Source organism: Nocardia sp. NPDC050175 (genome assembly GCF_044459885.1).
Classification (GTDB): Bacteria; Actinomycetota; Actinomycetes; order Mycobacteriales; family Mycobacteriaceae; genus Nocardia.
The window spans coordinates 22,405-49,201 of record NZ_JBITJI010000007.1; the positions used below are offsets into that span (position 1 = coordinate 22,405).

At 67.0% G+C, this 26,797-nt stretch carries 24 protein-coding genes and 2 pseudogenes; 13 read left to right on the forward strand and 13 right to left on the reverse strand.

Annotated features, from left to right (window positions below; all coding sequences use genetic code 11):
- Positions 1–189 precede the first annotated feature (189 nt).
- Positions 190–972 (reverse strand): SGNH/GDSL hydrolase family protein, encoded by a 783-nt coding sequence (locus ACIBK2_RS24040; RefSeq protein WP_396970001.1) that lies wholly within the window; start codon positions 970–972, stop codon positions 190–192.
- Positions 973–1,046: 74 nt separating this feature from the next.
- Positions 1,047–1,706, reverse strand: coding sequence for a hypothetical protein (locus ACIBK2_RS24045; RefSeq protein WP_396970003.1), 660 nt, complete (start codon positions 1,704–1,706; stop codon positions 1,047–1,049).
- A 300-nt stretch (positions 1,707–2,006) separates the two neighbouring features.
- Between ACIBK2_RS24045 and ACIBK2_RS24050 the strand changes: the two genes are divergently transcribed.
- Complete coding sequence (locus ACIBK2_RS24050; RefSeq protein WP_396970005.1) at positions 2,007–3,140, forward strand: serine hydrolase domain-containing protein; 1,134 nt, start codon at positions 2,007–2,009, stop codon at positions 3,138–3,140.
- A 9-nt stretch (positions 3,141–3,149) separates the two neighbouring features.
- Here ACIBK2_RS24050 and ACIBK2_RS24055 read toward each other — a convergent pair whose 3' ends face one another.
- From ACIBK2_RS24055 to ACIBK2_RS24065, 3 genes are all read right to left on the reverse strand, one after another.
- On the reverse strand, positions 3,150–3,992 hold the full coding sequence (locus ACIBK2_RS24055; RefSeq protein ID WP_396970007.1) for an alpha/beta fold hydrolase: 843 nt from the start codon (positions 3,990–3,992) through the stop codon (positions 3,150–3,152).
- A 139-nt stretch (positions 3,993–4,131) separates the two neighbouring features.
- Positions 4,132–4,755, reverse strand: a complete 624-nt coding sequence (locus ACIBK2_RS24060; RefSeq protein ID WP_396970009.1) for a hypothetical protein — start codon at positions 4,753–4,755, stop codon at positions 4,132–4,134.
- Between the two features lie 500 nt (positions 4,756–5,255).
- Positions 5,256–5,969: an endonuclease/exonuclease/phosphatase family protein gene (locus tag ACIBK2_RS24065; protein WP_396970011.1), complete on the reverse strand. Its 714-nt coding sequence runs from the start codon at positions 5,967–5,969 to the stop codon at positions 5,256–5,258.
- A gap of 457 nt (positions 5,970–6,426) precedes the next feature.
- Here ACIBK2_RS24065 and ACIBK2_RS24070 point away from each other — a divergent pair, with 457 nt between their 5' ends.
- The 5 genes and pseudogenes from ACIBK2_RS24070 (at position 6,427) to ACIBK2_RS24090 (ending at position 14,139) form a co-directional block, all read left to right on the forward strand.
- A complete protein-coding gene (locus tag ACIBK2_RS24070; protein WP_396970013.1) occupies positions 6,427–8,439 on the forward strand; it encodes a heavy metal translocating P-type ATPase in 2,013 nt (670 codons plus the stop codon).
- 410 nt (positions 8,440–8,849) lie between these two features.
- Positions 8,850–9,347: pseudogene (locus ACIBK2_RS24075) on the forward strand (helix-turn-helix domain-containing protein); the annotation flags it as partial.
- Between the two features lie 130 nt (positions 9,348–9,477).
- Entirely contained in the window at positions 9,478–10,179 is a 702-nt protein-coding gene (locus ACIBK2_RS24080; protein WP_396970015.1) for a response regulator, read from the forward strand.
- Positions 10,180–10,673: 494 nt separating this feature from the next.
- Positions 10,674–11,693 (forward strand): ATP-binding protein, encoded by a 1,020-nt coding sequence (locus ACIBK2_RS24085; RefSeq protein WP_396970791.1) that lies wholly within the window; start codon positions 10,674–10,676, stop codon positions 11,691–11,693.
- 268 nt (positions 11,694–11,961) lie between these two features.
- Positions 11,962–14,139 (forward strand): DUF4153 domain-containing protein, encoded by a 2,178-nt coding sequence (locus ACIBK2_RS24090; protein ID WP_396970792.1) that lies wholly within the window; start codon positions 11,962–11,964, stop codon positions 14,137–14,139.
- A gap of 113 nt (positions 14,140–14,252) precedes the next feature.
- Here ACIBK2_RS24090 and ACIBK2_RS24095 read toward each other — a convergent pair whose 3' ends face one another.
- Together ACIBK2_RS24095 and ACIBK2_RS24100 are read right to left on the reverse strand one after the other, a co-directional pair.
- Positions 14,253–14,714: a VOC family protein gene (locus ACIBK2_RS24095; RefSeq protein WP_396970016.1), complete on the reverse strand. Its 462-nt coding sequence runs from the start codon at positions 14,712–14,714 to the stop codon at positions 14,253–14,255.
- Positions 14,711–15,298 (reverse strand): DinB family protein, encoded by a 588-nt coding sequence (locus ACIBK2_RS24100; protein ID WP_396970017.1) that lies wholly within the window; start codon positions 15,296–15,298, stop codon positions 14,711–14,713. The genes ACIBK2_RS24095 and ACIBK2_RS24100 overlap by 4 nt, the downstream gene beginning before the upstream one ends.
- Before the next feature lie 62 nt (positions 15,299–15,360).
- Between ACIBK2_RS24100 and ACIBK2_RS24105 the strand changes: the two genes are divergently transcribed.
- Positions 15,361–16,353, forward strand: a complete 993-nt coding sequence (locus tag ACIBK2_RS24105; RefSeq protein WP_396970019.1) for a helix-turn-helix transcriptional regulator — start codon at positions 15,361–15,363, stop codon at positions 16,351–16,353.
- 663 nt (positions 16,354–17,016) lie between these two features.
- On the opposite strand, the gene ACIBK2_RS24110 is transcribed toward ACIBK2_RS24105, so the two are convergent.
- The 4 genes from ACIBK2_RS24110 to ACIBK2_RS24125 all read right to left on the reverse strand — a co-directional run bounded on the left by ACIBK2_RS24110 (position 17,017) and on the right by ACIBK2_RS24125 (position 21,537).
- On the reverse strand, positions 17,017–18,435 hold the full coding sequence (locus ACIBK2_RS24110; RefSeq protein ID WP_396970020.1) for an alpha/beta fold hydrolase: 1,419 nt from the start codon (positions 18,433–18,435) through the stop codon (positions 17,017–17,019).
- Positions 18,436–19,024: 589 nt separating this feature from the next.
- The gene (locus ACIBK2_RS24115; RefSeq protein WP_396970022.1) at positions 19,025–20,422 is read right to left on the reverse strand and encodes an MFS transporter; all 1,398 of its coding nucleotides are present in this window, start codon (positions 20,420–20,422) and stop codon (positions 19,025–19,027) included.
- The gene (locus ACIBK2_RS24120; protein ID WP_396970024.1) at positions 20,419–20,991 is read right to left on the reverse strand and encodes a TetR/AcrR family transcriptional regulator; all 573 of its coding nucleotides are present in this window, start codon (positions 20,989–20,991) and stop codon (positions 20,419–20,421) included. The genes ACIBK2_RS24115 and ACIBK2_RS24120 overlap by 4 nt, the downstream gene beginning before the upstream one ends.
- Before the next feature lie 81 nt (positions 20,992–21,072).
- Entirely contained in the window at positions 21,073–21,537 is a 465-nt protein-coding gene (locus ACIBK2_RS24125) for a TIGR00725 family protein (RefSeq protein WP_396970026.1), read from the reverse strand.
- Between the two features lie 578 nt (positions 21,538–22,115).
- Between ACIBK2_RS24125 and ACIBK2_RS24130 the strand changes: the two genes are divergently transcribed.
- Positions 22,116–22,742 (forward strand): hypothetical protein, encoded by a 627-nt coding sequence (locus ACIBK2_RS24130; protein WP_396970028.1) that lies wholly within the window; start codon positions 22,116–22,118, stop codon positions 22,740–22,742.
- A gap of 39 nt (positions 22,743–22,781) precedes the next feature.
- On the opposite strand, the pseudogene ACIBK2_RS24135 reads toward ACIBK2_RS24130, so the two are convergent.
- Positions 22,782–22,982: pseudogene (locus ACIBK2_RS24135) on the reverse strand (proton-conducting transporter membrane subunit); the annotation flags it as partial.
- A gap of 187 nt (positions 22,983–23,169) precedes the next feature.
- Between ACIBK2_RS24135 and ACIBK2_RS24140 the strand changes: the two are divergent.
- Positions 23,170–23,451 (forward strand): beta-ketoacyl synthase N-terminal-like domain-containing protein, encoded by a 282-nt coding sequence (locus ACIBK2_RS24140; RefSeq protein ID WP_396970794.1) that lies wholly within the window; start codon positions 23,170–23,172, stop codon positions 23,449–23,451.
- On the opposite strand, the gene ACIBK2_RS24145 is transcribed toward ACIBK2_RS24140, so the two are convergent.
- Entirely contained in the window at positions 23,352–24,155 is an 804-nt protein-coding gene (locus tag ACIBK2_RS24145) for a thioesterase family protein (protein ID WP_396970030.1), read from the reverse strand. The two genes, ACIBK2_RS24140 and ACIBK2_RS24145, sit on opposite strands and share 100 nt — an antisense overlap.
- 170 nt (positions 24,156–24,325) lie before the next feature.
- Here ACIBK2_RS24145 and ACIBK2_RS24150 point away from each other — a divergent pair, with 170 nt between their 5' ends.
- The 4 genes from ACIBK2_RS24150 to ACIBK2_RS24165 all read left to right on the forward strand — a co-directional run bounded on the left by ACIBK2_RS24150 (position 24,326) and on the right by ACIBK2_RS24165 (position 26,767).
- Positions 24,326–24,520: a hypothetical protein gene (locus ACIBK2_RS24150; protein WP_357388924.1), complete on the forward strand. Its 195-nt coding sequence runs from the start codon at positions 24,326–24,328 to the stop codon at positions 24,518–24,520.
- Positions 24,521–24,626: 106 nt separating this feature from the next.
- Complete coding sequence (locus ACIBK2_RS24155) at positions 24,627–25,265, forward strand: fasciclin domain-containing protein (RefSeq protein WP_396970032.1); 639 nt, start codon at positions 24,627–24,629, stop codon at positions 25,263–25,265.
- A 114-nt stretch (positions 25,266–25,379) separates the two neighbouring features.
- Positions 25,380–26,045 (forward strand): ECF RNA polymerase sigma factor SigK, encoded by a 666-nt coding sequence (sigK, locus tag ACIBK2_RS24160; protein ID WP_396970034.1) that lies wholly within the window; start codon positions 25,380–25,382, stop codon positions 26,043–26,045.
- Positions 26,042–26,767 carry an anti-sigma factor domain-containing protein gene (locus ACIBK2_RS24165; protein WP_396970037.1) on the forward strand — a complete coding sequence of 242 codons (726 nt, stop codon included), beginning with the start codon at positions 26,042–26,044 and terminating at the stop codon, positions 26,765–26,767. The genes sigK and ACIBK2_RS24165 overlap by 4 nt, the downstream gene beginning before the upstream one ends.
- Positions 26,768–26,797 lie beyond the last annotated feature (30 nt).

The window sequence follows — 26,797 nt, forward strand, 5'->3', positions numbered from 1 at the left end:
ACACCTGCCCGCTTACGCGCGCGGCCGCTTCCGTCGGCGTCCGGCCGTTCCAACTCGCGATTCGCGCCAGAGCATGTGCCGGGCCGGAGAAGCCTTCTCGACCGTTAGTCCCCGCGCCCTGAACGCACGGCCTGGCTCGTGCCACGCGGCTCGGCTGCCCTACCCCCCCACGCTGATGCGCGCTGTGGATTACGCCAGCACAGGTAGCAGCTCTGGTCGTTTGGCTTCCTGGCCGGTACCGGAGGAAGCTCCGCGAAGTCGGCGTCCGATCCATGGCATCAGATAGTGGACGGTCCAGCGGAACTCTATTGCGACCGTCTGGGCGACGGATCGGTCGACCGGTGGTAAGGGTTCGCGCCAGGTGTCGTCGGCGCCGGGGACTTCGAGGGCGGCGGCGAGGGCGCGGGCGACGATGTCGTGGCCGGTCGGGCTGAGGTGTAGCCGGTCTTCGTCCCATGCGACCGGGTGGGTGGCCGCGACGACAGGTTCGAAGTCGACGAGGGTGACACCGTTGCGTGCGGCGAGCGCGCGAAGGTCGGCGTTGAGGGTGCGTACTCGCGCGGACAGTGGGCGGGCGAAGGGGGCGACGGCGCCGATGTCGGGGAAGGTGAACGTCACGACCTTGGTGCCGATCGCGGTGAGTGCGGTGAACATGGTCTCGATGTCGGCGAGCAGTGCGTCTCGGTCGAAGCGGGGCCGGATGACGTCGTTCATGCCTGCCACGACGGTGGCGAGGTCCGGTTTCAGTGCGAGGGCCGGCTCGAGCTGTTCGGCGCGGATCTCGGCGGCGCGACGGCCGCGCACGGCGAGGTTGGCGTAGTGCAGCGCGGGGTCAGCGGCGGCGAGCAGGGTGGCGAATCGGTCGGCCCAACCTCGGTATCCGCCGTTGCCGTCGGGATCGCCGATCCCTTCGGTCTGACTGTCACCTAGGGCGACGAAACGGGCGAACGAGTGTCCCCGGGTCGGCTCCACGTCGAGCTCCTGTGGTGTGCGTCGCACGGAATGCCCTACCGGCGCCCCGCTTTTCGGCTCATCGTCGCATGCGCTCAGAGCGGCCGGAATCCCGACCCGACGCCGCCGCCTTGATCGATGTCGTCGAGCACCATGCCGATCTGGGTCGCCACGGCCGGATCGTGCAGCGGTGCGATGGGCGGATGGCACACCATGTCGAACACGGTGACGCCGACCAGTCGCAGGCCGATGTGCCCGACGTTCATGCCGACCAGTCGATCGCCGATGGTGACCGGTCCGCCGGAATCGCCTGGCTGCGAGCAGGATTGGTTCTGGAACCACCAGCGATGCGTGTCCCATACGACGCCGCAGTTGTATCCGGAGGTCCGACCGTTCTTGCACACCACGTCGCCCTGCTGCGGTGGCGTGCCGATGCCGCCGATCGTGGTCGCGGCCACCTGGCGGACCGGTGTGACCTTGGTTCGATCGAATTCGAGCACCGCGTAGTCGTCGTAGTGGTCGACCGCCGCGACGGTGCCGACGACGCCTGCGTCCGGTGCCCGCTCGGCCCGCACCGACATGCCTACTTCGGTGCAGTGTCCTGCGGTGAGCCCGACCAGCCGGTCCGCGCGGTCGTATCCGATGGTGGTCAGCGTGCAGACGCCGCGTCCGAGCAGGATCCCGGAACCGCCGCCGAGCGACGCGAGCGGCACGGCCGTCGCGACCCCCGGTATGCCGACGGCGGCGAATGTCATCGCGACAGCGCAGAGCGCGAGTCGAATTCCTAACCGGCCCAGAGCGACCATGTCGCACCCTTCATCCCGGGGATGTAGCAGGTCACGAGCGTTCGTTCGGACGAGCGGTGGCCTGATCATTTCAGACTGGTCGGTCTCTCGACGGGTCGATAACCGTTCCGTGATCAGATCTTGGGTCAAGTGCAACAACGGTGGTTCGCGGACCGGATAGTCCCGCAGGGGGAGGCCGGTTAGCTCCATGGAGTGATGTAGGTGAGCGCGACGCGCCGCTAGATTCCGCTGAGATCGATAGGAGAGATCATGCGGTACGCGGTGGCACTCGCGCTGGTCGTGGCGTTGGCCGGATGCGGCTCGGCGCCCGGCGAGAACAGCTTGCAGCGAGATGTCGAGGCCATCACGGCTATCGGGGTGACCGGTGTGCAGGCGCGGGTCGTGGACGGTGGTGGCGACCGGGTGGCCGTGGCTGGCAAGTCGGATATCGCAGCGGCGGAACCGGTTTCGCCGAACGGCTTCTTCCGGATCGGCAGCGTCACGAAGTCGCTGGTCGCGACCGTGGTCCTCATGTTGGTCGGCGAGGGTCGACTCACGTTGGATGACACTGTGCAGCAGTGGCTGCCGGACATGGTGCGCGACAACGGAAACGACGGCAATAAGATCACCGTCAGGCAACTTCTCCAGCACGCCAGCGGAATTCGCGACACCCTGCCCGACTTCGACACTCCGGAAAACTATTACCGATTCCGTTACCAGGTGCGGACTCCGGAACAGACGGTGGCGGCGGCTATGCGGAACGCTCCCGATTTCGCGCCCGGCAGCGGCTGGTCCTACGCCAACGCCGGATACGTGCTGCTCGGCATGATCATCGACAAGGTGAGCGAACGCCCTTGGTACGAGGAGGTCCGGTCACGGATCCTCGAACCGCTCGGGCTACGCGACACCCGCTGGCCCGGCGATTCGCCTACGCTGCCGGCGCCACACGCCAAGGCCTACCAGCAGTACGAACTCGACGGGCCGCTGACCGACGTCACCGAGGTGGTGGACGCCGATGCCTCCGGCGGCCTTCTCTCCACCACCGCCGATATCGGCACCTTCTATCGAAGTCTGTTGGGCGGGAAACTGTTACGGCCCGAGCAGTTGGCGCTGATGCGCACCACGGTGCCGGTCGAGGGCGTGGTCGGGCAGATCTGGCCCGGCATTCGCGACGGGCTCGGCCTGTTCTCCGTGCCCCTGTCCTGCGGGGGCACCTACTGGATGCACAACGGCGGCCAGGAGGGATACATCACCGACACCGGCGTGACCGAGGACGGGCGTCGCAGTGTCGTCGTATCGATGTCCACGGCCCTCGCGGTAGGCGACGACTTCATGCGCAGCAAGGGATTCGAGCAGGAGCGTGCGGCGACCGCACTGGTCGATCACGCACTGTGTGCTGAATAGGCTGACGCCTCAGAGGAATTCATTGAGATGAGTCAGCAGGGCCTCGGGCCGTTCCTCGGCGATGAAATGGCCGCAGTCGGGGATGGCAGCCCCGCTTACGTTCTCGGCATAGTCACGCCAAACCTCCAGCACCGGAATCGTTTCGAGGAAGCTGGCCGAACCCCAGAGCGCGAGCATCGGCATGGTGAGCCGGTGACCGGCGGAGGTGGCGTCGTGTTCGGCGTCGACCGCGGCGGCGCGGTAGTCGTCGAAGCCTGCCCGCAATGCGCCGGGAGTGCTGAAGGCGCGGATGTATTCGTCGATGGCCTCGCCGGGCAGGCCGTGCCGGTTGACGGTCCAGGTCTCGAAGAAGTAACGCAGGTAGCCGGGAATGTCATGGCCGACAAGGCGTTCGGGCAGATCCGGCTGCAGGTGGAACAGCCAATGGAAGTAGCGGCGGCCGAGCGCGGCATCCATCCGGCGCCAGGTCTCCCTGGTGGGAATGATGTCGAGCACGGCGAGCTTGGTGACCTGATCCGGGCGATCCAGCGCCCAGCGGTGGGCGACCCGCGCGCCGCGGTCGTGTCCGACCACGGCGGCGGAGGTGAAGCCGAGCGATTCCATCAGCGTGGCCACGTCGGAGGCCATGCTGCGTTTGTCGTAACCGGTGGTCGGCTTGTCGGTGTAGCCGTAGCCGCGCAGATCGGGAGCGATCACGGTGTGCCGCTCGGCTAAGGCGGGCAGGACCTTTCGCCAGCAATAGCCGGTCTGCGGCCAGCCGTGCAACAACACCAGCGCCGGGCCTGACCCGGCGCGGCGGTAGTGCATATGAATACCGTTCACGGTGCCTACCCCGCGGCTGATCTCGACCATAAGAGCATTCTCGGCCGGGCCGGAGGTCGGCGGCGGCGAAATCGCGGCAACGGCCTGTGCTGGCTGCGAATGTTGGGCTGCGGGAGGGATTCCGGCGCGGCGGCGGTGGGTGTGGAGGAGCGTGTGTCGTCGGTGTCGATCATGGGGTCGGCGTGACCACGGTCGACGTTGCCGGTGCTGTCGATGTTGTGGGTGCCGGGGCGTTCGATGTGGTGACCGTTGGTGCGGCCGGGGTGGTGACCGGTGCGGAGGTCGATCGGATCGGTTCCGGGCAGACGCCGGTTTGTTCGCCGAGGATGTTGATTTCGGCATTGGCGCGGGGGTCGCCTGCGTAGTTGACGCGGTCGGTGCATTTGACGTAGTTGTCGGCGGGCGGTTGTTGCGGTTCCGGGCAGACGCCGGTTTGTTCGCCGAGGATGTTGATTTCGGCGTTCGCGCGGGGGTCGCCTGCGTAGTTGATGCGGTCGGTGCACTTCACGTATTCGTCGACCGGGGTCTGGGGTGCGCCGGCTGGCTGGGGTCCTTGCTGGACTGCCGCGGGCCCGGGTGCTGGTTGTGCTGGTGCCGGTTTACCGGGTGTCGGTTGCCCGGTGGTCGTTGACGGCTTCGCGGTAGCGCTCGCGAGAGGTGTCCTGGTGGCAGACGGCGTATCGGTGCTGTTGGACGAACATCCGGTGAGCGCGAGGATCACCGCTGCCAGTATCAACAAGACCGCCGCAACGCTCTTTTGCGTGGTTAAGTGCACAAATCTCTTGCGGGACATAGCTCCTCCTCGTATCTCGCCCCGTCGATCCGAGAGGCGCGAATTACTGTGCGGCCGTTACTGTTCGGCTCGCATCGAAGTTGTTGGTGCGCTATCGGCGGCCGAAGTCGCGCCGGTCATGGGCGGAGTGGGCAGCGACCGCCGGTTGCACGAAAGAGGTCGCGCTGCGGATCGATCCGTTGCCGAGGTTCGTGACCTCGCTGTCGGGGCGCGTGATTCCACCGTCCGCCAACGTGATTCCAGCCGTCGATCCCGTGAACTGGCTTATCGATGTCGTAGTGCCGAACATCGACGGCGCGGCGCCTATTTCGGGGGACTGATCGCGGGCAGGCGGCGCCGAGCATCGTGTCATCATGGCCCCCTCGCGCCCCGGTCTCCGCATGCCGATTCGGCACCCCGGTGAACCCTAATCGCCGCCGCCAGCTATCAGCAGACACCAGAATCGCGGGGTTGGCGCACCGCGCTCGATGTGCTGACCTGCGACTACGAAAGCGTGATTGTCACAACGCGATCGTCGCGTTGACCAGATTGTGGTCGGACAGGCCGCCTGAATCTTCGACTACCACTTCGCGCACGGTCGCGTCGCGCACGACCACGTGATCGATGAACTGCGACTTCGCGCCCGAGGTACGCGGGCGGGTCGCCAGCGAGCTCGGCGCCAGGTTCGCGACAGTGAATCCGTCGCCGAGGCTCGTCGCGACCGTCGCACCGTCGATATTGAAGTCCCCGAGCAGCACCGCCGGATATTCCGGTGTGACGGAAGCCATTTCGGCCAACCGCGCGAGCTGCTTCGTGCGCCGCCGATCTCCGGTCACATGCGTGGCGATCAGCACAACACCGCCCGCCCTGACCGCGAGCGCACCCTTGCCAGGGTCGTCGGCGAAGGACTCGGCGGTGATCTCGCGGCTCGGCCCCTCGACGATGAGCACCAGGTGCTCGCTCGGATCACGTAGCGCGCTGGCGTGCCTGCGCGCGGTCGGCACGCGCACGTACTGCATGGAGTGGATCGTCCGACCGGGTAAAGCGGCCCGCAGACTGATCAATTGATCACCGCTGACCTCCTGCAGCGCGATCGCCCACTCGGTTCGCGCCGCCACGCGCGCGGTGACCGCGTCGATCCGGGCCGCCTCGTCCGGCCACCGGCTGGAGACGTCCTCGTACCAATTCTCGGCGTGGATGCGGTGTAGCACGTTCCACGTGGCAACGGTGATCACAGGTCGCGATGCTAGGGGACCGCTTGCCAGCGGTTGTCGCCGGAGCGGTGTCTGCCCGACTGATGCGGGGCGCGCATCAGGGGAGTGCGTGCTCAGCTCGTCGCTCCCCGAGTCGAAGCCGTTGCGGCGTAGTCGCTTTCGCCGGTGACCCGATCGACGCGCGGGAATAGGTCTCCCTGATCAACAGCAGTTCGGTCGCGGCGACCGGGATAGCGAGCAGTGCGCCGATGATGCCGAGCCGTCGTCCATGGGTTTGTCTGTCGAATCGTTCACCGGGCGGGTCCTTCTGCTCTCGTGATCGGCAATGAGGACCGCGTAGCCGCGCAACGCCGCGATGTAGAGGTGGGTGGGATGAAGTGCCGCGCCAGACCGGCGGAGGGTGGTGGCTGCCTACTCGGCACGGTGCCGATGAAACAGGATCTATGCATACATGGCAATCTATGCATATTATGTCGGTATGACTACTGAGGGACGAGGCGAGCACGGGCATGGGGGCGCGCTGCTGGGGGAGCGGTCGGAGCTGATCTTCGCGATCGCCTCCGGCGTCACCTATGCGGGCGGCATGACGGCGAAGTACCTGGTGTCCGCGCCGGAGTGGGTGGCGATCGCGTTGTTCGCGGCGACCTACTTCTTCGGCGGCTACTTCACCATCCGCACCGCGATCGCCACCGTGCGGCGGGGTCGATTCGAGGTCGACTTCCTGATGCTGGTCGCGGCGGTGGGCGCGGCGATGGTCGGGAAGTGGGCCGAGGGGTCGGTGCTGTTGTTCCTGTTCAGCCTCGGGCACGCGCTTGAGGAGTATGCGATGGGGCGGGCGCAGCGGTCGATCGAGGCGTTGGCCGAGCTTGCGCCGGATACGGCATTGGTGCGTGGACCCGACGGTGTGGTGCGTGCGGTGGAGGTCGGTGCGCTGGCGATCGGGGATGTGGTTGTCGTGCTGCCGAATTCGCGGCTTGCCGCGGATGGGGTGGTGGTCGACGGTGTGAGTAGCGTCGACGAGTCGTCGGTGACGGGTGAGAGTATTCCGGTGGAGAAGGCGCCGATCGCCGACGCTGCGTTGGCGAGTAGTACAGCCGTGCCGGAAACACATCGGGTGTTCGCGGGCACGATGAACGGCTCCGGTGCGATGGATGTGCTGGTGACCAGTCGGGCCGCGGACAGCATGCTGGCGCGGGTCATCACGATGGTGCGCGAGGCCGATACTCAGAAGTCGCCCACCCAGCGATTCATCGACCGCTTCCAACTGTTCTATGTGCCGGTCGTGCTGGCCGGTGTGCTCGGTGTGCTTGCCTTCGGCGTGTTCGCCGCGTCGGAACCGTTCGCCGACAGCTTCTATCGCGCCATGGTGGTGCTGGTGGCCGCGAGCCCGTGTGCGCTGGCGATCGCCACCCCGAGCGCGGTGCTGGCCGGGATCGCGCGGGCCGCGCAGGCCGGTGTCCTCGCCAAGGGCGGTGGACCGCTGGAGACGCTCGGCCGCGTGCGGTCGATGGCATTCGACAAGACCGGCACGCTTACCTGGGGACAGCCGAAGGTCACCGATATCGTCGCGGCCCGGCCGGAACTGCGTGACGAACTGATCGCCACCCTGTTCGCGGTCGAGTCCTACAGCGACCATCCACTTGCCGGCGCGATCACCCGTGACCTTGCGCAACTAGTGCCCGCGGGCGCCGAACGGACCGCGACATCGGTGAACTCGGTGACCGGTCGCGGCGTCACCGCCCTGGTCGAGGGTCGCGCCACCGAGGTCGGCAACCGCACCATGTTCTACGAACTCGATCCCGAGGGCGTCCCTACCGACATCATCCGGATCGTCGACGAGCTACACGAGCGCGGCCGCACCACGATGATCGTCCGGCACGCGGGCGTCTACCTGGGCGTTGTCGGCGTGATGGACATCCCGCGCGCCGAGGCGGCACCGGTCGTCGCCCGCCTGCGCGAGCTCGGCATCGACGACATCGTCCTCATCTCCGGTGACAACCAGCGCGTCGCCGACGCCGTCGCCGCCGACATGGGCCTGGACGCCGCGCACGGCGGTCTGCTGCCCGAGGACAAGGTCACCATGATCGGCAAACTCGGCGGCCGCAACGGCACCGCCATGGTCGGCGACGGCGTCAACGACGCACCCGCCATGGTCAACGCCTCGGTCGGCATCGCCATGGGCGCAAGCGGTTCCGCCGTCGCCCTGGAAACCGCCGACATCGCCCTGATGGTCGACGACATCGGCCGTCTCCCCTTCGCGGTGGACCTGAGCCGCCGCACCGCCCGCATCATCCGCCAGAACCTGACCTTCTCCCTGCTGATCGTCGCGGCACTGGTCCCGGCCACCCTGATCGGGCTCCCGATCGGCCCCGCCGTCTTCATCCACGAGGGCTCCACCCTCCTGGTCGTCGCAAACGCCCTGCGTCTGTTGCGATTCCGTCGCGGAGCCGAGCATGAAGGTATCGACCACGAGCCCCGCCCGACCCTCTGAACGGATTGGCCGTCGGACCCGGATTGGCATCGCGTGCGGGAAGGCATTCGATGCTGTTCCGCCCCAGACGCACACCGAGCAGGGGATAGAGGGGCTGACACAGCGGGTGTACGGATGGGTTTCGCGGGGTGAACTAGCCGTGGTTGCGCCCCAAGGGCTCCGGCGTGCTGAAACCCCTTGGTGGGGAGGGGGTTTCACAGAGCCTGCATACCCCTCACAGCGTTTGTACGTAAACGCTCTGTGAAGGGTATGGGCGGTCTGTGGGTTCGGTGCCTACGGGGCTGGGAGGCGTCGATCAGCACCATCCGTTGCGGGTTGCGGGACGTGTCGCCCCGGATCTGCACTCTCTCTCGGGATCTGCACTCGGAATAGGGACCTAGAGTCGGTGCTGATCCCGAGAGAGTGCGCGGATTCTGCCGTCGGCTAGGCGAATTGGGCTGCACACGGTGCTGCAACCGGAGGACGTCGGCCTGCGCCGCGGCGCGCGGCGACGCACCAGCGGACTGCGCCGAGAGGAGGTCGCCGACCTGTGCGACATGTCCGCCGACTACTACGCGCGGCTCGAGCACGGCACCGGCCCGCAGCCCTCCCAGCAGATGCTGGCGGCTATCGCGCGCGGGCTGCGGCTCACCCTCGAGGAGCGTGACCACCTATTTCTGCTTGGGGGACACCGGATTCCACAGCGCACGCTGCGCGGCGAGCACGTCAGCCCGGGCCTGATGCGGGTGCTGGACCGACTGCAGGACACACCCGCGCAGGTGATGGGTGCGCTCGGGGAGACGCTGCTGCAGACACCGCCCGCGGTGGCCCTGCTCGGCGACGAGACGAGATACGCCGGCCCGGCGCGCAGTGCCGTGTACCGCTGGTTCACCGATCCGAGCGCGCGCGAACGTTACGTCGACGAGGATTTGCCTGCCGGTGAGTCCTCGGGTACCGGGTCGGCATGATCCGGCGAATAGGCGGGATCGGGGCCCGTCGACACGGAATCTCCACATTTGGTGCCGGACCTCTCCACAGGGGGTGGCTAGGGTTCCGGGCATGGAACAGAGCGGAGCGGCTGGGGGACAGCTGGCGCGGCGGATTCTGGTGGTCGATGACGAAGTGACCATTGCGGAGTCGGTGGCGGCGCGGTTGCGGGCCGAAGGGTTCACCGTGGATCTGGCGCACGACGGGCCGAGTGCGGTGGCCGCCGCGTCGGCGCTCACACCTGATCTGGTGGTCCTGGACGTGATGTTGCCGGGCTTCGACGGACTCGAGGTTTGTCGGCGGATCCAAGCCGAACGTTCGGTGCCGGTCCTGATGCTCACCGCACGCACCGACGAGACCGACCAACTCGTCGGACTCGGCGTCGGCGCCGACGACTACCTGACCAAACCGTTCTCCCTGCGCGTCCTCACCGCCCGCGTACACGCTCTGCTTCGCCGCATGGACCGCGCCGCCGACCGCGACGGCGACACCATCATCGTCGGCGACCTCCGCATCGACGTCGACCAACGCCGAGTCTGGCGCGCCGATGTCGAAGCCCAACTGACTCCCCTCGAATTCGACCTACTCGCCCGTCTCGCCCGCCGACCTCGCGTCGTCTTGGCCCGCGAACGTCTCCTCGAAGAAGTCTGGGACTGGGCCGACGCCGCAGGCACCCGAGCCGTCGACAGCCACGTCAAAGCACTGCGCCGCAAACTAGGCGCCGACCTGATCCGCACCGTCCACGGCGTCGGCTACGCACTGGAGGCGCGATGAGCGCCGACCGTGCGGCGCCGGATGAGAAGGCCGTGCCGGGCGACAGTGCCGTGTCCGGCGAGACGGTTACGCCTGGTGAAAGGGCCGCGCTGAACGAGAGGGTCGCCCAGGGCGAGAAGGCTGTGTCGAATGAGGGTGCCGCGCGCGGCGAGTCGGCCGAGCAGCGCGAGAGAACCGTGCCCAGTGGGAGTACCGCGAGGGGCGCGAGCGCTGTCCCGGGCACGGCGGCCATCTCGAGTGAGAGTGCCACATCTAGTGGACCGGCCAAGCTGCAAGGGACGGCCGCGCCAGGCGAGCGGGCCACGAGTGGGAGCGTCGCGCAGGGGGCGACGCCTGCACTGGACGCGAGGGCCGTGCTGGACAAGGGCGTTGTTGCAGTGTCGGGCTCGACTGGTGATCGCCGGGCTGCGGATGACGTGCGATCGACCGCCGACAAGGCCGTTGATCAGGCTCGTGGAAAAGCCCCCACTGGGTTTCATGCGGTCATCGAGCGGCTGCGGGTGCTGTCGGACAAGGTGGCGGAGATTCTGCCTCGTCCGTTGGATCCGGTGCGGTCGATCAAGGTGAAGCTGGCGATTCTGATGTTGTGTGCCGGGGGGATTGCGTTCGGGTTCTTTCGGATCAAGATCGGATGGTTGCCGCCTAAGACCACGTTGGCTGCGGTGGGGATCGCGTTGGTGACCTCGCAGTTCCTGGCGCATGGGATTACCAGGCCGCTGCGTGAGATGACGGCGGCGGCCAAGCGGATGGCGCACGGGGATTACACGCGGCGGGTGCGGGCGACTTCGCGGGACGAGGTCGGGCAGTTGGCGGAGGCGTTCAATCAGATGGCCGCGGATCTTGCGGCGGCCGATCAACAGCGCCGTGACCTGATCGCGAATGTGTCGCACGAACTGCGCACGCCTATCACCGCATTGAACGCGGTGTTGGAGAACCTCGTCGACGGGGTGTCCGAGCCGGATCCGAAGACGTTGCGTACCGCGCTCGCCCAGACCGAGCGGTTGAGTTTGCTCGTCTCCGAACTGCTCGATCTGTCCAGCATCGAGGCGGGTGCCTTCCCGCTCGACCGCGAAAGCCTCGATGTCGCACCTCTGTTGGCCGAGGTCGTCGCCGAGGCGGACGTCGCCGCAGCGGCCCTGGGCCGGGGTGTGCGCTTCACCACCGACGTACAGCCAAGCAACATAAGCGTTTTCGCCGACCGTGCACGTTTGCATCAAGTGCTACTCAACCTGCTCGACAACGCGGCACGACACGGCCCGGCCGGCGGCGAGGTCCGGGTCACCGTGCGCAGACACGCGGGCAAGCTGGTGATCGAGGTGTCCGACGACGGGCCGGGTATCCCACCGGCCGAACGCGCCCGCGTCTTCGATCGCTTCACTCGCGGCGGCCGCACCGCAGGCGGCGGCACCGGTCTCGGCCTCGCCATCTCCCGCTGGATCGTCGACCTGCATGGCGGCACCATCGCGGTCGCCGACCCCGGCTCCCGCATCCGCGTGGTCCTACCCGGCCACTGACCTAAGCCACACCCATGTGGTCCTACCCGGGCCACTGACCCAAGCCGTACCCATCCACCCGGACCGCACGAGGTCCCGGGGGCGATTCCGCACACCCTCAGGAGGGGAATTAATGCCCGAAATGCCCGAAACGCCAACACCTCCGGAACCTGATCGGTCCGAGGCGCTGGTGACCACCGGACGTGCCGTCCCAGAGGGGGCGCTGTTGTCGGCCGTATCACGGACTGCCTTTCAATCAGACGACGAGACGTTGCCCAGTTGGGTGTCAATGCAGTCGTACCCCGGCCCGCCGTACCAGCCGCTGCCGAGGCGGCGCCGCGTCATCTGCCCACCCGGCGTACTACCCGCGGCCTGCCTCGCCGGATTCACCGGTGCAGCACTGATCCCGTTGGACCGCCCCGGAATCGGCTGGCTACTCACCGGATCGGTCGCCGTCGGCGCGATCTACCTGGTCGATCGCAACGCCCGCAAGTCGGCGCAGTACGACGACGAACCGGACGCCATCGATAGCGATCGGTCTGTGCCCAGCGAGACCGCGGCGCCCGACTCCACACAGGGTGCTTCGCCGACACCACCCGCGGCAACGTCGAATCCCGGAGGGGAGGATTCGACGTCCAGCGCAAAGGCAGTCCACGACACCGACTTCTGGGGAGAAGAACCGGCCGTCGCGAATCCGCAACCCGGCAAGTTCGGCAACGCCCAGGATTCGACTGCATCGAGCCAGCGAGATGAGGGGAATCCGAAACCCGATCCACTGGTGTCGGATTCCGGCGCCGCGCGAACTACCCTCGCCGATGCCGCCGATGCCGCCGATGCCGCCGATGCCGCCGATGCCGCCGATGCCGCCGATGCCGCCGATGCCGCCGATGCCGCCGATGCCGCCGATGCGCCGCTTGCAGAGGTGGCGCAGACCAGCGGGCTCGGAGAATCCGCAGGAGATGGCCCACATGTCGGAGGCGACCGGACAGCCGATGCGGGGGTAAGGGAATCCGCAGTGGCGCGCCCGCCAGCGGACGATGAGACAACGACGGGGATGGTCTCGACCAGTTCGGCGCGTGCCGCGACCGGTGCGAAGTCCGAGGCGAGAGCCGTTGACACCACAGCAACATCGGCAGAGGAAGGTAGGGCGAGTTCGGCGACAGAGTGGGATCAGTCGTCGGATCCGTTCGTTGAATCTCGTACCGGCGATGCAATACTCGAACAGTCGACAGACCAAGGCGTGCTCGGGGAGACGTCCGCGCGGATCTGGTGGGCTGGAATGTTTCTTGCCCTGCTGGCGGTGGGCACCTTCCGTGCGGCGGGTTGGTTGTTCACACTGTGCGTGTTGGCAGCGTGTGTCGCCGGATCGCTGGCTGTTGTGGGGCGACGGTCGACGCACGGCGTGATCTACGACGTGATCGCTTGGCCGCTCGCGGCTTTGGTTGCGCTGCCGTGGGTGTACACAGCAGCCGAGCGGTTTCGCGGGATGAAGTCGCAGCGCGAACGGGGAATCGCGCTGTCGGTGGTGGTCACCATCGCGTTGCTCGCGGTGTTCGTTCCGCTGCTCGGCGGTGCTGATGCGACGTTCGCGAATCTGTTGGAGTCGGTGACACCGAAAGTCGACGGCGCTCTGACGTTCCAGTGGATCGTGCTGTTCGTCGCGGTCGGATTTGCCGCGCTCGGCGCGCTGTATGTGCTGGCCGCTCCGCCGATGCCCGCTTCGGAATACGTTGCGGAAGAGCAAGGTCGAACACTCCGCCGCTTGGAGTGGGCACTGCCGGTCGGCGCGCTCACCGTTCTTTTCGCGGTGTTCGTCGGCGCACAGTTCGTGGCCCTGTTCGGCGGTGACGATTACGTGCAGCGCACGGCCGGACTCACCTACGCCGAATACGCACGCAGTGGATTCTGGCAATTGTCGGCTGTCACCATCCTGACTCTCGCGGTAATCCTGGTCGTCTTGCGCTGGGCCGCGACGGATTCGGCGGCCGATCGCCTGTGGCTGCGCGTGCTGCTGTGCGCGGTGAGCGTGCTCTCGCTGATCATCGTCGCCTCCGCCCTCGGCCGCATGTGGACCTACCAGCAGGCTTACGGCTTCACCGTGCTCCGGCTACTGGTCGAGGTGTGCGAACTCTGGCTCGGCCTGGCCTACCTGCTGGTGCTCGCGTCGGTGCTGAGCCTGCGCCGGATGTGGTTGTCCCGCGCGATGATCGGCACCGCCATGGCCACCCTGCTCGCGCTGGCCATCCTGAATCCGGAACGCCTGGTCGCCGACAAGAACATCGACCGCTGGCAGCACGGCGAGACGTTCGACGCCGAATACCTGGCCACCCTCTCGACCGACGTCCTCCCCGCGACCGACCGCCTCTCCGAACCCCTGCGCACGGAACTCCGCAACCGGATCCGCAACCACCTCGCCCCCGACACTTGGCACAGCTGGAACCTATCCCGCGCGGCCGCCGCGAAGTGACGAGCGAAATCTGCACTCTCTCTCGGGATCGGCACTCGAAATAGGGCCCTAGAGTCGGTGCGCATCCCGAGAGAGAGTGCAGATTCTGACGCGGTGAGGCTTAGGCGTGCGGCTCAGTCCAGGCAGAACTCATTTCCCTCGGGATCGGTCATCACGATGTTGCCCGCACCCATCGGTGGCTGCGGCTCGTAACGCTGTACCCGCTTCGCGCCCAGCGCGATGAGCCGATCGCATTCGGCCTCCAATGCCGCCATTCGTTCCTCCCCTTGCAATCCGGGGGCCGCTCGAACGTCGAGGTGAACGCGGTTCTTGGCGACTTTGTCCTCCGGCACCTGCTGGAAGAACAGTCGTGGCCCGACCCCGTCGGGGTCTTCGATGGCCGACCGGGTGTTGCGCTGTTCCGGCGGCACGCCGATCCGAGCGAGAAACCCGTCCCACGCGGCCAGCGGGTCGGTGCCGGCGGGGACGTCGACACCGGGCGGGCCGGGGTGGACATAGCCGAGCACCTCGCGCCAGAAGGTCGACAGCGCTGCCGGGTCGTGGGCGTCGAAGGTGACCTGGATGTGGCGGCTCATCGGGTTGCTCCATTCGTGGCGGTTCGGGTGTGCGGGTAGAGGTCGCGCAGTAGGCAGACCTCGGACAGATGATGGATCAGTTCGCGGTGGATATGCAGTACCAGGTCGGCCATCGACGCTTCGGGATAGGGCTCTTTCGGGCCGACCGGGATCCGCAGCTCGGCTTCGCTGAGTGTGCGCACTCCGGTCAGCCAGGTGTCGAGCTGGGTTTCGAATTGGTCGAGTGCGGTGGCCGCGCTGCCGGCGTATTCCCACGTGTCGTAGGAAGCCGCGGGCACGCCGAAGTGTGCCGCGTTGCGTGCGGCGAGTACGCCGACGATGACGTGACCCAGTCGCCAGGCGATCGAGGTGAACGGTGCGGGAACCGGCGTCGGAAACGCGTAGTCGATGGCGAAATCTCCGCCGCCGATCTGCAGCGGCGCGGTCGAGCTGCCGCGCGGCCGCACGCTCCATCCATTCGGCACCGGCAACCAGAAGTATTCGTCGTCGGTGAGCCCGTCGAGCCGGGCGCGCACCTGGTGGTCCCAATGGAACTCCCACTGCTCGCGCAGTGTCCGGTTCCACTCGAGGTCGTCTGCTTCCATGCGGTTACCCTGACATGCCTAGCGGACAGATCCGGTCCGCTATTTCTGGCAGTCTCGGTGAGGTGGACGTGGCCGACGAGCGGGGGACGACCGAGCGGGTGCTCACCCTGCTCGGGTTGCTGCAGCAGCGGCAGGTGTGGACCGGCCCCGATCTTGCCGAGCGGCTCGGCGTCACGCCGCGCACGGTTCGACGTGATGTCGAGCGGTTGCGCACGTTGGGTTATCGGGTGCATGCCAGTCAGGGCGTCGGCGGCGGTTACCAGCTCGGGCCTGGACAGGACTTGCCGCCGCTGCTGCTCGACGACGAGGAGGCGATCGTCACCGCGGTCTCGCTGCTGATCGGTGCGGGCGGCGCGGTCGCCGGCGCGGGTGACGCCGCACTCCGCGCGCTGACCAAACTCAACCAGGTGCTGCCCGCCCGATTGCGACACGAAGTACGCGCCCTGTCCGGCTCGGTGGAATCCTTCGACGGCGGCCGCACACCGGTCGACCCCGATGTCCTCATGACACTGGCCAGAGCCTGCCGCGACGAGGTCGAGACCAGTTTCGACTACCCGTCCGGAAATACGGTGCGAACGCGGCGCGTCGAGCCCTATCGCCTGGTCACCTCGGACCGACGCTGGTATCTGCTCGCCTACGACCTCGACCGCGACGACTGGCGCACCTTCCGCGTCGACCGGATGACCGACGCGGCGGCCCGAACCTGGCACTTCCGCCCGCGCGCCGCGCCGGACGCGGCAACGTACGTGCAAGAGGGCGTGGCGAGTCGCGTCTACCCGCACCAGGCCCGCTTTCTCATACACGCAGCAGCCGACGTTGTCCGCGCACAGATTCCAGCGGCGGCGGCCGTCATCCGCCCGCGCGACAACGAACACTGCGAGTTACTCAGTGGCGCCGCCAATCTCGACGCCGTCCTTACCCGCGTACTCTTCCTCGGGCACACCTTCGAGGTCCTCGACCCACCCGAGCTGGCAACGCGCTGCCATGAGCTGGCGCAGCGACTGCGAACAGCCGGTGCGACGATCGCGCCCACGCCAGACGTGGCGGATTCGTGAGAAGCGGACGCCGGCACCGCCGCACAGAACCGGGCCGCACGGAATCCCCGTGGGCCAGTTGCGGGTACGCCCGCCTGCCCAACGGTGCCACCACCCGCGAGCCCCACTACGTCGCCGTCGCGAGCGAGTTCCTCGGCGCGCTCACATCTCGAGTGCGAGCATCCGGACCGTGGTCGTGGAGTAGGGGGACCACTGGGCGAGCTTGCCGAGCTACCAAACGGGAGGTGACTACGTCGGCCCGCTTCCTTCAGTGCGCCGGATTGCTGCCGCACGTCACTGGTCGCAAGGCACTGCCGGATGGAAAAGGCTGCACGGAATCCCGTCGATAGTTTGCGGATACCGACTATGGCTGGAGTTGGCCGAGCCTAGTGGGATGCGGTCTAGGTTGTCGTCCCCGAGTGCGGGCGGGTGAATCGGGCTTGCGGCGTGCGCTGCTGAAGTACAGCGGCGGGACGAGTTGGGCTCGCGGCGTCGACTTGCGTGGGCTCAGGTATGTAGCTGGTCCAGTTGCGTGGTGAATTCGTCGGCGTCGGTTCTGTGCGCGTGCCGCTGAGATGTGCGCGGCGCCGGGTGCGAGTGGGTGAATCGGGCTTGCTGTGCGTGCCGCTGAAGCATGCGCGGAGGTGGTGTGAGTCCGGGTTCGCTGCGGGGACTCGCGGATGTTCAGGTGAGTAGTTGGTCCAGTTGCGTGGCGAATTCATCGGCGTTAGTGACGTAACCGATGTGGTTGCCGACGAATTCGACGACCTCTTGACCGAGTTCCTCGGCGAGCGCGAGATTGGGGAGGGCGGGGAAGGTGCCCTTCGAATCGTGCCCGATGCCGAGCACGAGCTTGTCCGCGGACTTCCGCAATGCTGGCAGATCCGGTGGGTAGCGAACGTATTGGCGCAGCTCGTTCTCCATCCAGAACGCCAGGTTCTGCTGGATTCGGGCGATCATCGGCGCGCTTTCGGGCGGCGGTTCCTGATGCTGCTGGTCCGGTCGCCGAAGGCCCATCCCCTCGGCGAACGCACCCATCGCCACCATGGGGCCCTCGGTCCGGCTGGTGCGGTAGATGCCGTCGAAGAACTCCAACCAGGTCGCCGAATCGGGCAGCAGGGTCGCCATCGGCGGCTCGTGCGCGACGACCGTGCGCACCGAATCGGGGTATCTGCTGAGCAATTCGAGCGCCACGATCGCACCCGAACTGCTGCCGAAGACGTAGGCGGGCTTGTCGCCGAGGTGGGCGAGCAAGGCCGCGGCATCGGCTCCGTCGTTGACGATCCGATCCTCCGGCGGTCCGGCGAGCGGGCTGCGGGCGAAGCCGCGCCGATCGTAGGCGACGACGGTGTATCGGTCGGCGAGACGTTCGGCAAGCGCATCGAACACGGCTGCGTCACCATTGCCGCCGGTGATCAACAGCAGCAGCGGTCCGCCGCCGCGGATCTCGTAGTAGAGGCTGGCGCCGGGAACGGAGAGGGTGTGCTGAGTCGGGACATCCATGGGAAACACTCCTGGAAGAAAAGAAAGCTGCCGCAACGCCTCTCGGACGACCGGCAGCACGGGAATCGGCGGGTCGGCATCCACCCACCGATCGATGGCGACCTGCAACGCCGCCGCGACAGCCCCCGCCATGATCCGCGGGAACATATCGGCACCGAGGTCGTGGCCGGTGCGCCCGGCGATGGCTTCGGCGAGCGCCGCCTCCATCACCGCCTGCGCCTTGCGATATTCACCTTGCAGCGCAGGTGCGCCGGTGATCAGCCGCACGCCCGCCGTCCATGCGGGATCGGGTATTTCGGCGTCACGGAACTCATCGAGCGTGGCGTGAATGACCGCGGGCCACAGCGCTTCGGTATCCGGTCGCTCCCGCAGGTTGTCTGCGATCCGGCGAGCCCGATCGACCGCCACCGAGCAGACCGCCTCGTACTTGCTGGCGAAGTAGTTGTTGAACGTCCGCGGCGAAACTCCCGCCGCCGCGGCGATGTCCTCGACCAGTACCTCGTCCAGACCACGCTCGACCGCCAACCGCAACGCCGCGAATCCCAGTGCTTCTCGCGTCGCCAGCTTCTTACGCTCACGCAGTCCGAGTACGAATGCCACGAGCTCCACGGTAGTGAAACTTGCGTGACGCGCAAGATTGCGTGATCAGAAAGTTTGGGAAGGCAACGCGATCGGCGGAGCCCGCATCCGAACTTCTTCGAGATGGCGAGGATTCGCGCGTTGACAGCAACTACTGCGCGAATGCCGCTGCGTCAAGTGGCGTTTACGTGTGGCGAGCAGGCGTACGAAAGGTCAGCAGAGGACGTCGATCGGGACATCGATTCGGGAACACCCGCGATCAGTGGTGGCGGAGCCGCGTTGGGTGACCCGTGGAACCTGGCTGTGCTGCGCACGGTTTCGCGTGCTGCGCGCTGATCAGCCGGCAATGTCGTGCGCAGCCGCGTGAGATGTGTGCGCCGACGAGGCGGTAGTGACCACGACTGTGGACCGACTCGCGGGTAGCGGCGTGACGTGAGCTCCGGATCGGGTGATCCTGGGCTACGAATCCGGCGGCGTCGATCGGCGCGACACGGGGCATGGATCCGTCCATTCGAACGTTGTTTGCGCTGGGTGCAATTCAGCACAGTCGGCAATCGCTGGACAATGCGAGACCAGGTACGGGCCGGGGGGACTTCTGAACTGCTGCGGGTTACGACGTTGTCGACGCTCGCGCAAGGTGGCGCGCGGATCGTTGGGTGGCGATGATGAACGCACTGGCGGCGAGTGGGGGCAGTGCCCACAGTGCCGCGGTGATGTAGCCGGTTCGAGTGGGAAGCATGGCGCCGTTCGGTGTGCTGGTGGCGAGCAGGAATCCGGCGAGCGCACTGCCGATGCTCATGCCGATGCTGCGGGCGATCTGGTTGATCGAGAGCACGCTGGCCGTTTCGTCGTGGGGCACGCTGGCGAGGATGAGTTTGGGCGTGACCGCGAAGACACCGCCGACGGCGAAGCCCAGCAGAGCGATCGCGGTGAGAACGGCCAGGAGCGACTGGTTGCAGGCGGCGAACAGCAATGCGCTGGCGATACCGATCGCGGCCGAGAGTGCGTACGTCCACCTTTCGGTGATCCGCGCGATGAGATGCGGCACCGTTTTTCCGGCAACGTACCCGAGCAGCGAGAACGGGATCAATGCTGCGCCGGCCGCGACACCGGGGAGCATGAACCCATAGGAGGCGCCGTCGGGGGTCTGCACATAGCGGGTGAACAGGCTGAACAGCAGGTACAACCCTGCTCCGGCGACAAGTATCGCGAGGTTCGCGCGCAGGAGGGGTTCTTGGCCGAGTAGTCGCAGGTTCACCAGCGGCGCCGTGGTGCGCAGTTCGATGAATGCCCAGATGGCGAGGACCGCAAGGGACCCGGCGAGGGTGCCACCGGCCAGCCATGCCGTTGCCCAGAACGAAGGCTCGGCGATGACCAGGAGCAGTCCGAGGGTGCCGAGAGCGAGCAGTAGCGCCCCGGTGACGTCGATCCGGGGCCGCTCCCCGGGCACCTCGGCAGGCAGGGTCCGCCAGGCGATGGCCAACGCGACGCCGGACAGGAGGAACCCGAGTCCGTAGGCGGCGCGCAGCCCGGCGAGTTGGTCGAGCAGGCTGATCACCGGATAGCCGACCCCGATACCTACGGTCGATGCGACCGACAACGCGGCGATCGTCGACGTCGCGCGTTCCGGCGGCAGGTGCGTGCGGGCGACACTCATCAACAGCGCCCCGACCGCGACCGCGAGCCCTTGCAATCCGCGTCCGATCAGCAACGCCGCGAACGGAAGTGGAAGCACCGTCAGCAGTCCACCGAACGTCACCAGTGCCAGGGTGGCCAGGATCGTGGTGCGCCGGTACGGGCCGCTGCCGAGTCTGCCGAGCACCGGACCCGCGATCGCACCGACGAACAACGTCACCGTCAAAGTCCATTGCGCGGCACCGAGGGACACGTGCATTCCCGTGGCGACCGCGGTGATGAGTGGCGCGCCGACACTGCCGATCACCGCCCCCGCCAGCGCCGTGCCCACCAGCGCGGCGCTGAGCCGTCCGTCTCGTTGGGTGGCGCTCACCGGTTTGTCTCGGTCGTGATGTGCGCGAACAGTCCTGACTGGATTCGAGTGCGGACACCGTCGGCCCACGTGGCGTCGACCTCCTCGATGTCCATCGCGGCGCCCGCGTTGAGCAGCATCCCGAAGGCGAGGAACGTTTTCACGGTCACCGGTTCGAGTCCGGTGCCGTCCTCGGTCGTGCCCCACAGCTGTGCGAAGCACGACCGCACCGTGTCCCGCACCTCCGGGTCACCACACGCGGCAAAGCCCTGCAGTTGCAACAGCAACCCGGTTCGATCGGCCAGCAGGTCGAAGTACTGTGCGCCCATCGCCGAAAGCGCTTCTAGGCCAGCCTTCTCCGCGCCCGCCTCGCGCATCCCGGCGCTGACCCGCTCGAACGCCGCCTGAACCAGTTCGAGGAACAGGGCCTTCTTCGTCCCGAACATCCGGAAGATGTAAGCCTGCGTGATCCCCGCGTCTCTGGCGATGACCTCTGTCGACGCCCCGTGTAATCCGTGCTGGGCGAACTCCTTTGCCGCGATCGTCAGCACCTGGGCACGTCGTTCGGGTCCACTCATCCGTCCAGCCATGCTCGATAAGTTAGCAGTTAGTAACTACTAATCAAATGTGACATCGGTCCATCGCACCGCCCCGTCATCGCCTGCGCTGGATCACCCTTGGATGAGCGCGCGGGTGACTGCGTCGGCCGGGTCTGTCGCGGAAATGGTTGCCGCCAACGGGGTTCCGTCGGCGTCGAGAATCTGCCACGTGCCCAGCGAGATCACTGGGATGTCGCGGCTGCGAGCCAGTGCGAGTTCGGAGAGCGTGCCCCAGGATCCGCCGATGATGATCACCGCGTCCGCCGACGCGACGAGAATCGCGTTGCGCGCCTCGCCCATCCCGGTGAACAGCACCGCCGACAATCCCGCGCACACCGCATCGCGATCGGTATCCGGCCGCACCCCGATCACGAGTCCACCTGCGCTGGACGCTCCCTCGGCAACAGCGGCCATCACACCGGTGCCCCCTCCGCACAACACGATCACCCCGGCCTCGGCCAACAGTCGCCCGACCTGCCGCGCGTGCTCGGCCTCGACCGCACTGGACTCCCTCGGCCCACACACCGAGACTTGCATCGCCACCTCCTCGAATCCGAGCGGGACATCCCCGAGCGGTTACTCGACTATTGCCGCCGCCCGGTCTCACTCGGCAGGACGAGCCTGCAGCCGAACCGACGTATGCGATGCCCGCCCTACCGCTCGCAGCCCGGCTGTACTGGTTCGCCGCACTGCTATGCCGGTGCGACGCGGCCCCGCACCGTCGTCTAGCCCACCACGCCGACTTGACGTACGAAGCATGCTCTTGACGCACGTTGCAACGTGCGTCAAGAGCATGCTTCGTACGTCAAGTGCCGCTACGTATGCGTGGTGGTGCGGGATATGGCGGGCTGGGGGGATGGCGTTGCGTAATCGATGGTGGGCAGGTCGGGAAGGTCCTTGCGCGTTTGGCAGCTGTGGTAGCTGGAGCACGCTTTGCTTGTGATTGTCGCCGGTCGAGGTCGGCATCCGTGGGGCCTCATGGAAACCGGCAGTCCGGTCTGTGATCCATTTGACCGGCATACCGGACAAAGGTGTGCAATGTTGTTACTGCGCAACGGCATTGAGGGTGTCCCGGGGCGCTGAGTTGGCACCGGTAAAGGGGGTGCGGCGGAACTATGTCGTCGTCGAACGTTTCCGGGGGGAGTTCCGCCGCGCGCCGCGGGCGGCACAAGGCGGTTCCGTTGTGGCCGGGGATGATTCCGGCGGCGCGACCGCAGCGCTGGGCTGCGCAGCGCAGGAATCGGCCGTGGTTGGTCGGGTCGGCCGCGGTGGTCGGTTCGATGGCCGCGGTGGCGGTGGTGATGGTGTACACGGCGTCGGCGAGCGAGCCGCGGCAGTCGGCCTCGTATGCGGATCCCGTGCTCGGCGGGGGACCGGGCTGCGAGCCGACGAGGAACGCTCAGTTGGTCCGCGGCAACGGAACCGGATCCACCACCTCGGGACCGGACGTCATCCTGGCCTTCCAATACGCCTACTACGTGGCCCGATCCGGGTCCGACGCCCGCGCGGTGACCACGACGGACGCGTCCGTGCCGTCGGCCGAGGTGATCGGCGCCGGCATCAAATCCGTCCCGGCGGGCACCCAGCACTGCGTGATGATCACCCCCATGGCCGACGGCCGCTTCGACGTGGTCATCACCGAGATCCGCCCCGACGCCGCCGTCCGCACCTACCGCCAATTCGTCACCGTCACAGCCGGTCCGGGCGTGGTCTCCATCGCGAAGATCGCACCACCGACCTGAACTCGGAGAGCCCAGGGCCTGACACGGTCGCAACGGCGTGGCGAGCCCGGGCAGCGACAGTGTCGCCAGGCCGGAGATGAAGAAGGTGCCCGCCAGGATCGGCGCCACCTTCTGCACGCCGCCGAAGTCGGCGATGAGCCGGGTGCCGCGGCGTGACACGAGGAAGCCCGCGATCAGGAACAGTGCGGCGGTGGAGATGCCGTGGTTGACCATGTACAGCGTCGCGCCGGTCTGTCCCTGGCATACCGAGGGGCGCGAGCACGCCTCGGCATGCCACGCCGAGTCCTGGGCGGCGCTGACGAGGGGGTAGTCGTGACTGCTACGGCTTCGTCGATGAGGCCACCTCAGGCGTCCCCGGCACGACCTGAGCTCAGGGATGGCAAGGGGATGATGCGGTCCCAACTCGACCAAGTCTGTTGCGGACGCAATCGCCTCGCACGCCGGAGTCAGGGCGATCGTGCATCCCGACACCTACCTGCAGGCCCGCACAATGCGGATGCTTGCCGCAGACGGTCGATGCGAGACCTTCGACGCGGAAGCGGACGGGTTCCTGCTCTCCCCGGCCCCAGCGAGCTCGCTCGTACCGGGCGGGCGGCAATTCGCTACGCCCTACGTCGAGACGATCGCCAACTGCCGCGACTGGGCGACCAAAGTGCCTGTGCTATCCCAGATATCGAAGTCTTCCTCATGGAATCCGTCGATCAGATAGTTGGTGGTGACGCGGCAGGCCAGCCAACCGGGGGCGGGCCGTTTGCGGATGTGGACGGTCAGTTCGATCGTGGCGGAACCGGGAATACCGAGATCGAACACGATCGGTGCCGCGGAGTCGACCAGGAACGCCAGCGCGATCGGATCGGCCTCGCGCCCGTCGGCCAGCCGCACCCAGAACTCGGTGGACGTGCTTCCGCCCGGTTCACCACGCCAGAATCCGGGAACCTCCGCCATCCGCGCCTCGGTCCGCTGCGAAATGGGCGGCCGATGGTTCCGGAAGGCGGCGAAGGCATCGACACACTGGTCCGGCGGCGGTAATGCCGGCGGTTTGCCACTGACCACGGTCGGCCCGTCGGCAGCGGCCAGATCGGTGAAAGTCGCCAGCACCCGCAGGATTTCCTTACCATCGCGCAGCAACGTCGCCTGTCCCGTCGCGGTCCGCCGCCCGACCCGGGCGACGTCGGTGGTGATCCGCGCGGGCCCCGGACTACCCGGCCGCAGGAAATGTGCGGACGCGGACAACAAATCCGGTTGCGGCAAGTCGTGGCGCAACGCCTGTAAACAGGTGGCCAGCAGATACCCTCCATTCGTGGTGCCGATGAAGGTGGTCCACCGGTCCGACAGCGTCAGCCCGAACTCGTGCTCCCCGACTCGTTCACTGGCCGTATCGCTGTCGAACACGAAATCCGCCGTAGTAGTCATCCCACGATCCTGCCTGCCGAATGTGACATGAGCGAGCGCGCACCCGGCGTTCGCCGCGATCGTGTCGCGCTCGGCAAAGACTAGCCAGTCCGTTGCTGGTTGCTGTGCGAAGTACTAGTGCGGCTATGGGACGTGCGCTCGTCGAGCGCCCCGGCGAAAGGGACAGACAGATGCAGACGTTTGCGATGAATGCCGATATCGCTGATTGCCGGGTCGATCCCGGTCCGATGTCGGCGGCGCGGGCCCACCGCGCGATGCAGATCCACTTGGACTGTTCGGTGGACACCTGCCGGGTGCGCCGCCGCGCCCGCGGCATCCTGGTTCAGTCGGGGGCGATGATCCTCGACCCGCGTGCCGTTCGCTGAAACTGATTCGACTCTCGACCCATCCGGGTCGGTGACCCAGGCGAATTCCGTTCCGTCCAATGCCAAAACACGGCTTCGAGCCGTATCGACGGAAGCGAAAACAACAATGACTGTAATGCGACGTTCGGTCGTGGCGGCGATGATGCTGAGTGCGGTAGTGGGTGCGTCGGCCTGTTCGAGTGACAAGTCCTCGGACACCGCCGGCCCGTCGTCGACCGCGGCGATGACCACCACCTCGACCATGGCGTCGGGCGAGCTGGTCGGTTCGGGCTGCAAGGCCTACGCTCAGCAGGTGCCGACCGGCGCGGGTTCGGTCAGCGGCATGGCGCAGGATCCGGTCGCCACCGCGGCGTCCAACAATCCGCTGCTGACCACGCTGGTCGCCGCGGTATCCGGAAAACTCAATCCGCAGGTGAACCTGGTCGACACCCTCAACGGCGCCCAGTTCACGGTGTTCGCACCGGTCGACGCGGCCTTCGCGAAAATCGATCCGGCTACCGTCGACGCGCTGAAGACGGACTCGGCCACGCTGACCAAGATTCTCACCTATCACGTGGTGCCGGGCCAGATCGCGCCGGACAAGATCGCGGGCATGCACAAGACCGTCGAGGGCGCGGACGTGACGGTCACCGGCAGTGGCGACAACATCAAAGTGGGTAACGCTTCGGTGATTTGCGGCGGAGTGAAGACGGCAAATGCGACGGTGTACCTGATCGACACAGTGATGATGCCGCCCGCGGCGTAACCTCGCCCCACCGTAGTTCGGAATGGCCCTTCCCCTCAGGAGTCGTGCTCGCCGTGTTGCTGCCGCAGATCCATTCCCGATCCGTCCTCGTCAGCGATAGATGTGGAGGTGAGCATGCCGAATGAGCCGAAGCTCGCCGCGATCCGCCTGCGCCGCAACACCGGCGGAGGCGGACCGCCGGTGACGCCGTCGTGCTCGACCGGCGCCGATCCGGAGGAGGCCGCGCGGTCGCGGCGGCTGGTCGAGCTGCTCGACTCGATCGCGGGCGGGGATCGTGACGCCTTCACCGAGTTCTATCGGGCGACCAGCCATCGGGTGTTCGGTTTGGCGCTGCGCATCCTGCGTGGTCATGCGGCGGCGGAGGAGATCACCCAGGAGGTGTATCTGCAGGCTTGGTCGCTCGCGTCGGGGTACGACCGGAAGTTGTCGAGTCCGATGGGTTGGCTGATGATGCTGACCCACCGGCGGGCGGTCGACCGGGTGCGCCGTGAGCAGTCCGCCGCCAGCCGCGACATCGCCTACGGCCAAGCCAATCTGGGCCGCGACCACGATGTCGTCGCCGAGGAGGTCGGGCAGCTGCTCGACGAGCAGTCGGTGCTGGACTGCCTGGAAACCTTGACCGCCATCCAACGCGAAGCCGTCGCGCTGGCCTACTACAGCGGCCGGACCTACAGCGAGGTTGCCGATCACCTCGAGGTGCCGCTGCCCACCGTCAAGACTCGCATCAGGGACGGACTGAAGCGGCTCGAGAACTGCCTGACAGGAAGTGATACCGCATGAATGAGAACGGGCGGGCCGCAACGGATCTGCTCGACCTGGCTTACCCGTACGCGATGGACGCGGTCGCCGAGCTCGAGCGCCGCACCATCGAGCACCGGTTGCGTGCTGCCGACGAGGCTACCGCGGATGCGTTCGCCGCCATCGTTTCCGGGGTTCGTGAAACGTTGGCCGCGCTCACCGTGCTCGACGCGACCGCGCCGCCGCCTGACTTGGAGACCACGTTGCTGCGGGCGCTCGACACGGCGACCGGCGCACCGGGCAAGTCCCACAAGCGATTCGAGCGACTGCGCTGGCTCGCGGCAGCGGTCGTGGTGGTCGTGGCCATCGGAGCCGGTGTTGGTGTGCTCGTGCATCGCAGCACCGATCCGGGCCCGCCTGGACTCACCGCGCAAATGGTGCTCGAACAACCCGATGTGCTGGTGAAATCGGTACCGGTCGCGGGTGGCGGCACGCTCACCATCCGCACCTCGGTCCGAATCGCTGCCGCCACAGTATCTTTCGAGTCCGTATCGGCACCACCTGCCGACCGCTCCTATCAGGTCTGGCTGATCCCGCTCGGTGGCACGCCCCGCTCCGCCCGGGTGCTGACCGAGCTGCCTGCCACCGGTCCCGCCATGGTGACTCGCTTCGACGCCATCGACACGCTGGCCGTCACAGTCGAACCCGCCACCGGTTCACCGGCGCCGACGACCAAGCCGATCGCCAGCGTGAACCTCACCTGACCCGAGCTGCCGTCCGCGATAGCGGGTGTC